Consider the following 11,095-nt stretch of genomic DNA (forward strand, 5'->3'; position numbering starts at 1 on the left):
CGAAAGCTTATGGCTACTCTTCCGCGGCACTCTTTGCGTCACCAGCGGTGAAATCGATCAGCAGGCTGCCGCCGTCCACCAGCTCGCCTTCGGCACAGAAGAACTGCTGCACGGTACCGGCGGCCGGAGCGCGCAGTGTGTGCTCCATCTTCATGGCCTCCATCACCAGCAGCGGCTGATCTTTTTCCACCGCAGCGCCCGGCTCCACCAGCAACGCGATAATGGTACCGTTCATCGGCGCATCCAGGCCGTGGGCCTGGTCGCCGCTCTCGCCGAGATCCGGTGGCAGCAGCTTGAATTCAACCTGGGTACCGTCGATAAAAATCGCCCCGCCCTGTTCGGTATCGACGCAGGAGAAGTTCAGCCGACGGCCGTCCACCAGCGCCAGCTCGCGCCCCGGCAGCACGCGGATTTCGCCCTTCCGTTGCCCCTCGGCAAGTGCATCACAATACCACTGCACGCTGTCGCCGGTGGCGGTGAAGGTGATCTCCGCGTGCTGGCCGCGGTACTCGACATTGTGCGCGCGTTTGGCGGCGAGTCCGCAGCGCCAGTTGTCGCCACTGTGCCACGGGGAATGCGGATCGGCCGCCGGCGCGCTCGCGCGCAGGTCCTGAATTTCGCGCTGATTCAGGTAGCCGGCGATGGCGGCGCACTTCAGCGGCGTCAGCTGCTGTTCCTGCTGCAGGATCTCCGCCTCGTAGTCCTCGATAAAGTGCGTGGACACGCGGCCACTGGCAAAGGCGTTGTGGTTGATGACCCGGCGCAGGAATTCGATATTGTGGCGCACACCGGCGATCTGGTATTCCTGCAGCGCGCGGTCCAGCTTGGCCAGCGCCTCCTTGCGGGTGCGGCCGTGGCAGATCAGCTTCGCGATCATCGGATCGTAGTGCACGCTGATCTCGTCGCCGCTCTGTACTCCGGTATCGACGCGCACGCTCTCACTCTCTTGCGGCGGGCGATGGCGCACCAGCCTGCCCGTTGCCGGCAGGAAATCGTTGTCCGGGTCTTCGGCATAGATGCGCACTTCCAGCGCGTGGCCGAGAATATGCAGGTCGTCCTGGTGCAGCGGCAGCGGCTCGCCGGCGGCGACCGCCAGCTGCCAGGCCACCAGGTCCTGCCCGGTGATCATCTCGGTCACCGGGTGCTCTACCTGCAGGCGGGTGTTCATTTCCATAAAGTAGAAAGCCCCGCTGGCATCCAGCAGGAATTCCACCGTGCCGGCGCCCACGTAGCCGATCGCGTGGGCCGCGCGCAGTGCTGCCTCGCCCATACGCGCGCGCAGGTCTTCGCTGAGTCCCGGCGCCGGCGCTTCCTCCACCACTTTCTGGTGGCGGCGCTGCACCGAGCAGTCGCGCTCGAACAGGTAGACACCGTTGCCCTGCTGGTCGCAGAACACCTGGATTTCCACGTGACGCGGGCTGACCACGTAGCGCTCGAGCAGCATCAGGTCATCGCCGAACGCGTTCATCGCCTCGCGCTTGGCCGCTTCCAGGGCGCTGTGGAATTCGCTCGGGCTGTCGACGCGGCGCATGCCCTTGCCACCGCCACCGGCGGCGGCCTTCAGCAGTATCGGGTAGCCGATGCGCTGCGCGTGGCCCTCGAGAATATCCGCGTTCTGGTTGGTGCCGTGATAACCCGGTACCAGCGGCACCTTGGCTTCTTCCATAATCCGCTTGGCCGCGGACTTGGAACCCATCGCCTCAATGGCGCCGGTGGGCGGGCCGACAAAGATAATACCGGCCGTATCACAGGCGCGGCAGAAATCGGCATTTTCCGACAGGAAGCCGTAGCCCGGATGTATCGCATCGGCGCCGGTGCGCTGTGCCGCTTCGAGCACCTTCGCGATATCCAGGTACGAATCCTTGGCCGGCGCCGGCCCCAGGTGCACAGCCTCGTCGGCCAGCTGCACATGCAGGGCATCGGCATCCGCATCGGAATAGACCGCGACAGTGGCCACGCCGAGGCGGCGTGCGGTCTTGATAATGCGGCAGGCAATTTCGCCGCGGTTGGCAATTAACAGTTTGCGAATCATAAAAAACCTGGCAATTATTTGTCGCTGCTAGTCAGCCGCCGTTCATCCAATTAGGTGCGCGCTTCTCCAGGAACGCGCTCAGGCCTTCCTGCCCTTCAGGGGAAACACGCACCGCGGCAATCAGTGCACTGGTTTGTCCCTGCAACTCCTCGTTGATCACGCGGTTGGACATGGACATCGCCAGCTGCTTGGCCATGGCGACGGCGCGCGGGCCATTGTCAGTAATCGCATTCACCAGCTGTTGCACGGTCAGGTCCAGATCGCCCTCGGCGCACACTTCCGACACCAGGCCGATCTGTTGCGCGCGCTCGGCGGAGAAGCGCTCGGCGGTGACGAAATAGCGGCGCGCGTGGCGGGTGCCGATGGCATTGATGACATAGGGGCTGATCGTCGCCGGCAGCAAGCCAATCTTTACTTCCGACAGGCAGAAACTGGCGCGCTCGCTCGCCACCGCCATATCGCAGCAGCTGACCAGTCCCACGGCGCCGCCGAAGGCCGCACCCTGCACCCGCGCAATCGTCGGTGCCGGGAAGGTGTCCAGCTTGTGCAGCATGGCGGCAAGTGCGGCGGCGTCGCGGCGGTTTTCCTCTTCCGAGTAGTTCGCCATGCGCTTCATCCAGTTCAGGTCGGCACCGGCGGAAAAACTCTTGCCCTCGGATGCCAGCACCAGTACACGCACCGCCGGATCCTGGCCGAGGCGATCAAAGGTCTCGCCCAGCTCGCGAATCAGCTCATCGTCGAAAGCGTTGTGAATTTCCGGCCGGTTCAGGGTGACCGTGGCCACGCCTTCGCTGTCGATTTCACACAGCATCTTGTTGCTCATATTGAATTCCTTAATTCGGGGCGCCAGCTGATTTTGCTGAGGAGCCGCGTGCCGCGGCTCCCGCGAAGTGCCTTCCGCGTTACATGCGGAAGACACCAAACTTGGTCTCTTGCGGTTCTCTGTGGCTGGCGGCAGCCAGACACAGGCCGAGCACGCGGCGCGTGTCCGCGGGATCGATGACGCCGTCATCCCACAGGCGCGCCGAGGCGTAGTAGGGATGCCCCTGGTGCTCGTAGTCGTCGACGATCGGCTGGCGGAAAGCCTGCTCTTCCTCCGCACTCCAGGATTCGCCGCGCGCTTCCATCTGGTCGCGCTTCACCTGCGCCAGCACGCCGGCCGCCTGTTCGCCACCCATCACCGAGATACGCGCGTTGGGCCACATAAACAGGAAGTTCGGATCGTAGGCGCGGCCGCACATGCCGTAGTTGCCGGCCCCGAAAGAGCCGCCGATCAGAATGGTGATCTTCGGCACCTTGGCGGTGGCCACCGCGGTCACCATCTTGGCGCCGTGTTTGGCGATGCCGCCGGCCTCGTACTGCTTGCCCACCATAAAACCGGTGATGTTCTGCAGGAATACCAGCGGAATATGGCGTTGGGCACACAGCTCGATAAAGTGCGCGCCCTTTTGCGCGCTCTCGGCAAACAGGATGCCGTTGTTGGCGACGATGCCCACCGGATAGCCATGTATGCGCGCAAAACCCGTTACCAGGGTGGTGCCGTAGAGCGCTTTGAATTCATCGAACTCGGAGCCGTCGACGGTGCGGGCGATAATCTCGCGCACGTCGTAAGGCTGACGGGAATCCTTCGGTACCACGCCGTAGATCTCCTCCGGCGGGTAGATCGGCTCGATCGGCTTCTGAATATCCAGACCGGGCTGCTTGACGCGATTCAGGCGTGCCACCGAGCGCCGCGCCAGTTCCAGCGCGTGCACGTCGTTGTTCGCGTAGTGGTCGGACACGCCCGACGTGCGACAGTGCACCTCGGCACCGCCCAATTCTTCCGCGGACACCTCTTCACCGGTCGCGGCCTTCACCAGCGGCGGGCCGGCGAGGAAGATGGTGGCCTGCTCCTTCACCATGATGGATTCATCGGCCATCGCCGGCACATAGGCGCCACCGGCGGTGCAGCTGCCCATCACCACGGCGATCTGCGGAATGTTTTGCGCCGACAAGTTGGCCTGGTTGAAGAAGATGCGGCCGAAGTGCTCACGGTCCGGGAACACATCGTCCTGGCGCGGCAGGTTGGCGCCACCGGAATCCACCAGATAGATGCACGGCAGGTTGTTCTGCTCGGCAATCGCCTGCGCGCGCAGGTGTTTTTTCACCGTCAACGGATAGTAGGTGCCGCCCTTCACGGTCGCGTCGTTGGCGACGATCACGCAGGGCTGGCCGGATACGGTGCCGATGCCGGTGATAATACCGGCCGCCGGTACCTCCTCGCCGTATACGTCGTAAGCCGCCAGCTGGGAAAATTCCAGGAACGGGCTGCCCGGATCCAGCAGTGCGTCGATACGATCCCGCGGCAGCAGCTTGCCGCGCGCTAGATGCTTCTCCCGCGCGCGCTCACCGCCGCCCTGGGCGATCTGTTCCACTTTCCCGCGCAGGTCCGCGACCAGCTTCTGCATCTGCTCGCGGTTGTCGGCAAAGGCCGCATCGCGGGAGTTAATCTTGCTCTGCAACTGATTCATAAACTCTGATTCACTTTTTCAGAGAAAAACTGGTTCGCTGCGGATGGTTCCCCGCAGCACATATCACTACGCCTCAGCGAGTCTCGTTGAACAGCTCGCGGCCGATCAACATACGGCGAATCTCGGAGGTACCAGCGCCGATTTCATATAGCTTGGCGTCGCGCAGCAGGCGGCCGGTGGAATACTCGTTGATATAGCCGTTGCCGCCCAGGGTCTGGATCGCCTGCAGGGCCATCTGCGTGGCGCGCTCGGCGGTAAACAGGATCACCGCGGCGGAGTCCTTGCGCGAGTCCTCACCGCGATCGCAGGCTTTGGCCACCGCATACAGGTAGGCGCGGCTCGCGTTCAGGTCCGTGTACATGTCGGCGACCTTGCCCTGCATCAGCTGGAACTCGCCGATGGCCCTGCCGAACTGCTTGCGCTCGTGCACATAGGGCACTACCACGTCCAGACAGGCCTGCATGATGCCCACCGGACCGCCAGACAGAATAGTGCGCTCGTAATCGAGACCACTCATCAGCACACGCACACCGCCGTTCAGCTCGCCGAGGATGTTTTCTTCCGGCACTTCGCAGTCCTCGAACACCAGTTCACAGGTGTTGGAGCCGCGCATGCCCAGTTTGTCGAGCTTCTGCGCCTGGGAAAAACCCTTGAAACCGCGTTCGACGATAAACGCGGTGATGCCACCGGAGCTGACACCCGGCTCGGTGCGCGCGTAGATCACGTAGGTGTGGGCATCCGGGCCGTTGGTGATCCACATCTTGTTGCCGTTCAGGATAAAGCGATCGCCCTTCTTCTCCGCGCGCAGCTGCAGGCTCACGACATCGGAGCCGGAGTTGGGCTCGCTCATCGCCAGCGCACCGATGTGCTCACCGGAGCACAGCTTCGGCAGGTACTTGGCCTTCTGTTCCGGCGTGCCATTCTTGCGAATCTGGTTGACGCACAGGTTGGAATGGGCACCGTAGGACAGGCCGACGGATGCGGACGCGCGAGAAATTTCCTCCATCGCCACCGCGTGGGCCAGGTAACCCATATTGGAGCCGCCGAATTCCTCCTCCACGGTCATACCGAGCAGGCCCAGTTCGCCAAATTTTTTCCACATGTCCGCCGGGAACAGGTTGTCCTCGTCGATCTGCGCCGCGCGCGGGGCCAGCTCCGCCTGGCAGAACTTGTAGACCATGTCGCGCAGCATATCGATCTCTTCGCCGAGGTCGAAATTCAGGGTTGGGTAGGAGGTGTTCATAGCGACTCCGTTACTGTTTTTTCACTCTTCGCCTATTGGGCGCAATTTGGGGTTCGTGGCGGCTCCACTGCCGGGGGGCCGCCCGCTCAACAGCCTCATCGGCAATCGTCGCGCGGACGGCCTCCGGTAGCGGAGCCTTCGTATCTCAATTCCGTCAGCTGTCGGTGTTCAGCTGCAGGGCCGCGCGGGCGCGCCCCTCCGCATCATCCAGTTCGCCCATCAGGCTCTCGATATCGCGCAACTGCTGCTGCAGCTGCGCGCGTTTCTGTCCTATGTGCAGCAGCAGCCGCTGCAGCTGTTCCACGTTGCCGTGGGCCGGGTCGTACATGTCGATGATTTCCCGGCTCTCGTCGAGGGAGAAGCCCAGCCGCTTGCCGCGCAAAATCAGCTTCAGCCGCACCCGGTCCTCCGGACTGTAGATGCGGGTCTGACCGCGCCGCGCCGGGCTCAACAACCCCTTGTCCTCGTAAAAGCGGATGGCGCGGGTAGTGATATCGAACTCCCGCGCCAGCTCGGAAATGCTGTAGCTGGAGGGCTCTGCGGGGCTGTCTGTGGCTTTCATGGCAACTTCCTCTGAACGCGCAGAAGCCTAGCAGGAGTTTACGTTAACGTAAACGTAAGCTTTGTGACAAAAACAGACTCTCACCCAATGATTGGTCACCGAGTGAGAAGGGAAACTACAGGGGAGTTTAGGCGTTCAGCAGCTGGTGCAACTGATTGTCGAGCAGCTTCTGGTAGGTCGGCACCAGGCCGGTCACCTCGGCACCCCAGCTGGTGCCGTGATGCTCCACGCGCCCGTCGAGGGCTTTGTCGTCGAGCAGTGCGGCGTGCAGCGACAGACCGCGGGACTGGGCCAGCAGCTGCTCGCCGGAGAAGTCGAATGACTGCAACCGCGCCGGCACCACTGCCAGCGCCAGCTGCAGGCCGGTGGCCCGGCTGGCACTGTGCAATTCGCGCAACAGCAGGCCGCAGCAGACGGCGCGGAAGGCCGCGTCATCGCCGCAGAAGCCGAGCCCCTGCTGCGGACCGGCATGCTTCAGTGGACGCGCATCGTAGATGCGCTGCAGCAATTGCAACCGCTCCTCCAGCTCCAGCTGCAACTTGTCGAGGGCGCTGCGGCTGAGTTGATTGCCGAGCTGCGCCCAGTTCAGCGGGCGGATATACAGGCCCGCGGCGATTTCCGGTTCCGGCTTCGGCGGCGCTGCCGGCCTGGCCTGCACCACGGGAACCGCCCGGCGCGCGGCAGCGCCCCCGGCCTGCGACAGACTGGCAGTCGCCGCCAGCGCCGCGGCGGCACTGAACGGCAGTGCGAATACCAGGCTCAGCAGCAGGCTCGCCCAGGGAAAGGTGACGCCGCTGCCCGGCAACAGGTGAATTGTGACGTTGCCGGCAATACTGTCGTGCAGGACTACCGGCGCGCTGACGCTCTCGCCGCGCTCGGCATCGCCGACCTGCGCCAGAATACTGGACTCGACGTCCTGCACGGTGACACCGCTGATCACCGGCAGTGCCAGCAGTTGCTGGGTCAGCAGCTGCATACTGATGCGGTCGCCGGCGACGATACTCTCCAGGCTCTGGCTGGCGAGGAAGGCCGCCGCCGCCTCCGCCGAGTCGCGGTCGCGCGCCATCGCCATGGATTTTTGCTGGCCGTAGTAGTGCCCCAGCGCAGCGCTGCAGAAGATCGCCAGCACCAGCCAGATTGCCGCTGCCAGCAGTTGCTGTCGGACGCGCGGGGGCAATTCGGCGATCAGCCTGGGCAGGTTGCGGGTCTTGGAAAAAATATCGGCGAACATAGGGAAGCGCTGGAAATTTTGTCGTTGTAGGAATCCGGTTGATTTTAGCGAAGAATGTGCCACGGGCTATAATGCGCCTCCAATTTTCTTCAACCGCAGGGACCAGCGCCATGGGCGACCAGCCGACCTCTCAAGAATTCCATCTGCCCCTGGCACAGATTACCCAGACGCCTCTCGATTGCAGCCTGCGTTACCTGGACTTCAGTGGCGATTACGCGCGCCTCGGTCTCGAATACCACGGCGCCGCCCCGTTTGAAGACACCACCAGTTGCGCACTGGCGCCGCCGGCACGGGAAGCCGCCGCGGTAACCGCCCCCTGGTGCGTGACCATGCTGGCCCCCGCTGCCCGCCTGGCGCAGGTGCAGCAACTGCTCACTTTTTTTGCCGGGCACGGCTGGGCGGTAAGCGCCGTCGATACCCTGGCCCAGCGCCGCGAGCGCACCGTAATACGCTTCCAGCTGGACGCGGAACTCGAGTTTGCCGCTGCCAAACACACCTGCCTGCAACTGGCGGAGAAACTCGACGTCGATCTGGTACTGCAGCCCGGCAGCAGCCAGCGGGTACCGGCTCTGGCGGGCTTTGATATGGACTCGACACTGATCGATGCGGAGGTGATCGACGAACTGGCCAAGATTACCGGTATCGGCGAGCAGGTGGCCGCGATCACCGAGGCGGCCATGCGCGGCGAGCTGGATTTCCGCCAGAGTTTCCGCAAGCGCATGGCCCTGCTGCGCGGTTTTTCCGAACGGCGCCTGGCCGAGATCGCCACGCAGCTGCCGTTGAAGGACGGGGCGGACAAGCTCCTCGGCGGCTTGCGCGCACTCGGCTGCAAGACCGCCATACTGTCCGGCGGCTTCACCTATTTCGCCGACTACCTGCGGCGCGAACGGCTGCCCGTGGATTTCATACATGCGAACCAGCTCGAGTTCGAACACGGAGCCCTGACCGGCGGCGTTATCGAGCCGATTGTCGACGGCATGCGCAAGCGGGAACTACTGCAGCAGATGGCGGAGGAGCAGGGGCTGGAGCTCGAGCGGGTGATCGCCGTCGGCGACGGCGCCAATGATATTCCGATGCTGAACCTCGGCGCGCTGGGAATCGCTATTCACCCCAAACCCAAGGTGCGCCTGGAAGCGCCCCAGTCCATCGAGCGCTTCGGCCTGGATGCGGCGCTGTACCTGTTCGGACTCAGCGATCAGCAGATAGAAAACCTGATATAGCAACGCCGCCCGCGGCGACGGCCAGCCTTCATGCGAAACGGCAGAAAATCAGGCCATCGCGTGGGGGAAAGGCAGCGGGCGGGACTTGTTGTTGTCGGTGCAGACGCTGACGCCGCGGGCGCAACTGACCGTCAACAGGGTCAGCAGCAGCAAGATGAACATCCGTTTCCACATGAGAATTTCCCTTCGAGTGCGCCGGTTTTTTATCGGAGTGCAGATTACGCAATGGGTTCCACGGTGAACAGTGGACAGTTGAATTATCCGCCAGAAAATTGGCGGCGCGTGACAGTGGTTAAAAAACTATGCTCACAAAGAGCAACCGCTGAAGACCGCCGCGCAAAATGCCAGCCCCTACCCCGGACAACGACGCCGCCCTGCTGACCACCTTAAACGAACTGTACCACCCCCTGCGCGGCCGGGACGACCTGAGTCCGCTGGTCGAACAGCTCGCGAACGCCCGCATCGTCATGCTCGGCGAGGCCTCTCACGGCACCTCTGAATTTTATGTCTGGCGGGCGGCCATCAGCCGGCGACTCATCGAAGAGCACGGCTTCAAATTCATCGCCGTCGAAGGCGACTGGCCCGACTGCTATCGCGTCAACCGCTACGTCAAAGCCTACCCGCAGTCCGGTGAGCACGCGGAGGCCGTATTGCACGGTTTCGACCGCTGGCCGACCTGGATGTGGGCCAACTGGGAGATGGTCGCCTTCGCCGAGTGGTTGCGCAAGCACAACGCCGACAGCGACGGCCAGCAGGTGGGCTTCTACGGCCTGGATGTCTACAGCCTGTGGGAATCCCTGGACGCGATTGTGCGCCATCTGCGCCACAATGACCCGCAGTCGATGCCGCTGGCGGAAAAGGTGCTCAACTGTTTCCAGCCCTACGGTCGCGACGAACAGCGCTACGCCCGACACACCGCCCTGTCCCGTCACGACTGCGCCAACGAAGTAACCGGCCTGCTGCTGCAGCTGGCGCGCCGACACCCCCATTTCGATGCGGACCCGGAGGCCGACTTCGACGCCGAACAGAATGCCCACGTGATGGTCAGCGCCGAGCGCTATTACCGCACCATGATGGTGGGCGGCGCCGGTTCCTGGAACCTGCGCGACAGCCATATGATGGAAACCCTGAATCGCCTGATGCAGCATCACGGCCCCGGCACCAGGGCCATTGTGTGGGCACACAACACCCACATCGGCGACGCCCGCGCGACGGATATGCGCCTCGTCGGCATGCACAACATCGGCCAGCTGGCGCGTGAAGAGTGGGGTGCCGAGCGGGTGCGACTGGTGGGCTTTGGCAGTCACAGTGGCAGTGTGGTCGCCGGCGGCCGCTGGGGCGCCGAAATGCAGCGCATGGCACTGCCGCCGTCACCGGAGCATAGCTGGGAGGGCGCATTGCACGCCGCGCTGGGTGACAACGGGATACTGCTGCTGGATGAGGTCGGCGAGCGGCGGGAACTCGTCAGCACCCGCGGCCACCGCGCAGTTGGCGTCGTCTACGACCCGCGGCGCGAGCGCGGCAACTATGTGCCGACCGAACTGGCGCGGCGCTACGATGCCTTTGTCCACCTGGACGAAACCCGCGCGCTGCACCCATTGCATATCGAGGCGGCCGCGAGTGCGACACCGCCGGATACCTATCCGTGGGGTTTCTGAGCTGTGCCTAATTGACGGCACCCATTACCATCGCAGGACGGGCAAAGGAGCCTGGCGACGCGCCCATCATCCGGGTATGCGATGGGCACGCTTCGCTTTGCCCATCCTACAAATCTTCGTCTTTTTGGACGGAACCCGGGCGCTGAACTGTGCCTAATTAACGGCACCCGTAACCATCGCAGGACGGGCAAAGGAGCCTGGCGACGCGCCCATCACCCGGGTATGCGATGGGCACGCCTCGCTTTGCCCATCCTACAAATCTTCGTCTTTCTGGACGGAACCCGCGCGCTGAACTGTGCCTAACTAACGGCACCCGTAACCATCGTAGGATGGGCAAAGGAGCCTGGCGACGTACCCATCACCCGGGTATGCGATGGGCACGCTTCGCTTTGCCCATCCTACAAATCTGTAGGAGCCTGCCCTGCAGGCGAACAAGGGCGGTTATCGCCAAGATCCTGTCGCCAGCGGGGCTGGCTCCCACAGGGAAGTTTTATTTAGCCATGGACCAGGCTCGCGTGCGGGAAAAGTAGCGGCGGTGCACCGCGTTCGTTACAGGCACTGTTGCTGCAGCCGACCGCGATCAACAACAGCAGCGCCGAAATAGCCAGCTTGCGCATCGTTTTACTCTCCATATCGGCC

General features: G+C 63.4%; 10 protein-coding genes. 2 read left to right on the forward strand and 8 right to left on the reverse strand.

Annotated elements, in window-relative coordinates:
* Positions 1 to 13: 13 nt before the first annotated feature.
* From BUC36_RS12890 to BUC36_RS12915, 6 genes are all read right to left on the reverse strand, one after another.
* The gene (locus BUC36_RS12890; RefSeq protein ID WP_073275796.1) at positions 14 to 2,032 is read right to left on the reverse strand and encodes an acetyl/propionyl/methylcrotonyl-CoA carboxylase subunit alpha; all 2,019 of its coding nucleotides are present in this window, start codon (positions 2,030 to 2,032) and stop codon (positions 14 to 16) included.
* 31 nt (positions 2,033 to 2,063) lie between these two features.
* Positions 2,064 to 2,855 carry an enoyl-CoA hydratase/isomerase family protein gene (locus BUC36_RS12895; RefSeq protein ID WP_073275798.1) on the reverse strand — a complete coding sequence of 264 codons (792 nt, stop codon included), beginning with the start codon at positions 2,853 to 2,855 and terminating at the stop codon, positions 2,064 to 2,066.
* A 79-nt stretch (positions 2,856 to 2,934) separates the two neighbouring features.
* The gene (locus BUC36_RS12900) at positions 2,935 to 4,542 is read right to left on the reverse strand and encodes a carboxyl transferase domain-containing protein (protein WP_073275800.1); all 1,608 of its coding nucleotides are present in this window, start codon (positions 4,540 to 4,542) and stop codon (positions 2,935 to 2,937) included.
* Between the two features lie 73 nt (positions 4,543 to 4,615).
* Positions 4,616 to 5,785 carry an isovaleryl-CoA dehydrogenase gene (locus BUC36_RS12905; RefSeq protein ID WP_073275802.1) on the reverse strand — a complete coding sequence of 390 codons (1,170 nt, stop codon included), beginning with the start codon at positions 5,783 to 5,785 and terminating at the stop codon, positions 4,616 to 4,618.
* A gap of 154 nt (positions 5,786 to 5,939) precedes the next feature.
* A complete protein-coding gene (locus BUC36_RS12910; protein ID WP_073275804.1) occupies positions 5,940 to 6,347 on the reverse strand; it encodes a MerR family transcriptional regulator in 408 nt (135 codons plus the stop codon).
* A gap of 127 nt (positions 6,348 to 6,474) precedes the next feature.
* Positions 6,475 to 7,578, reverse strand: coding sequence for a hypothetical protein (locus BUC36_RS12915; protein WP_143186988.1), 1,104 nt, complete (start codon positions 7,576 to 7,578; stop codon positions 6,475 to 6,477).
* 71 nt (positions 7,579 to 7,649) lie between these two features.
* On the opposite strand from BUC36_RS12915, the gene serB reads away from it, so the two are divergent.
* Complete coding sequence (gene serB / locus BUC36_RS12920) at positions 7,650 to 8,798, forward strand: phosphoserine phosphatase SerB (protein ID WP_234994986.1); 1,149 nt, start codon at positions 7,650 to 7,652, stop codon at positions 8,796 to 8,798.
* Positions 8,799 to 8,846: 48 nt separating this feature from the next.
* Here the strand turns inward: serB and BUC36_RS19315 are convergent, their stop codons facing one another.
* Complete coding sequence (locus tag BUC36_RS19315; protein ID WP_268778224.1) at positions 8,847 to 8,972, reverse strand: hypothetical protein; 126 nt, start codon at positions 8,970 to 8,972, stop codon at positions 8,847 to 8,849.
* 167 nt (positions 8,973 to 9,139) lie between these two features.
* Here BUC36_RS19315 and BUC36_RS12925 point away from each other — a divergent pair, with 167 nt between their 5' ends.
* Positions 9,140 to 10,456, forward strand: a complete 1,317-nt coding sequence (locus BUC36_RS12925; protein WP_073275810.1) for an erythromycin esterase family protein — start codon at positions 9,140 to 9,142, stop codon at positions 10,454 to 10,456.
* 494 nt (positions 10,457 to 10,950) lie between these two features.
* Here BUC36_RS12925 and BUC36_RS19320 read toward each other — a convergent pair whose 3' ends face one another.
* Positions 10,951 to 11,073, reverse strand: a complete 123-nt coding sequence (locus tag BUC36_RS19320) for a hypothetical protein (RefSeq protein WP_268778225.1) — start codon at positions 11,071 to 11,073, stop codon at positions 10,951 to 10,953.
* Positions 11,074 to 11,095 lie beyond the last annotated feature (22 nt).

Origin of the sequence: Microbulbifer donghaiensis, assembly GCF_900129095.1 — a bacterium.
Classification (GTDB): Bacteria; Pseudomonadota; Gammaproteobacteria; order Pseudomonadales; family Cellvibrionaceae; genus Microbulbifer; species Microbulbifer donghaiensis.

Bases quoted from the DNA above. Each gene is read 5' to 3' on its own strand.
- BUC36_RS12890 (WP_073275796.1), bottom strand. From the start codon at position 2,032: ATGATTCGCAAACTGTTAATTGCCAACCGCGGCGAAATTGCCTGCCGC.
- BUC36_RS12905 (WP_073275802.1), bottom strand. From the start codon at position 5,785: ATGAACACCTCCTACCCAACCCTGAATTTCGACCTCGGCGAAGAGATC.
- serB (WP_234994986.1), top strand. From the start codon at position 7,650: ATGCGCCTCCAATTTTCTTCAACCGCAGGGACCAGCGCCATGGGCGAC.
- BUC36_RS12900 (WP_073275800.1), bottom strand. From the start codon at position 4,542: ATGAATCAGTTGCAGAGCAAGATTAACTCCCGCGATGCGGCCTTTGCC.
- BUC36_RS12910 (WP_073275804.1), bottom strand. From the start codon at position 6,347: ATGAAAGCCACAGACAGCCCCGCAGAGCCCTCCAGCTACAGCATTTCC.
- BUC36_RS12925 (WP_073275810.1), top strand. From the start codon at position 9,140: ATGCCAGCCCCTACCCCGGACAACGACGCCGCCCTGCTGACCACCTTA.
- BUC36_RS12895 (WP_073275798.1), bottom strand. From the start codon at position 2,855: ATGAGCAACAAGATGCTGTGTGAAATCGACAGCGAAGGCGTGGCCACG.
- BUC36_RS19315 (WP_268778224.1), bottom strand. From the start codon at position 8,972: ATGTGGAAACGGATGTTCATCTTGCTGCTGCTGACCCTGTTGACGGTC.
- BUC36_RS19320 (WP_268778225.1), bottom strand. From the start codon at position 11,073: ATGCGCAAGCTGGCTATTTCGGCGCTGCTGTTGTTGATCGCGGTCGGC.
- BUC36_RS12915 (WP_143186988.1), bottom strand. From the start codon at position 7,578: ATGTTCGCCGATATTTTTTCCAAGACCCGCAACCTGCCCAGGCTGATC.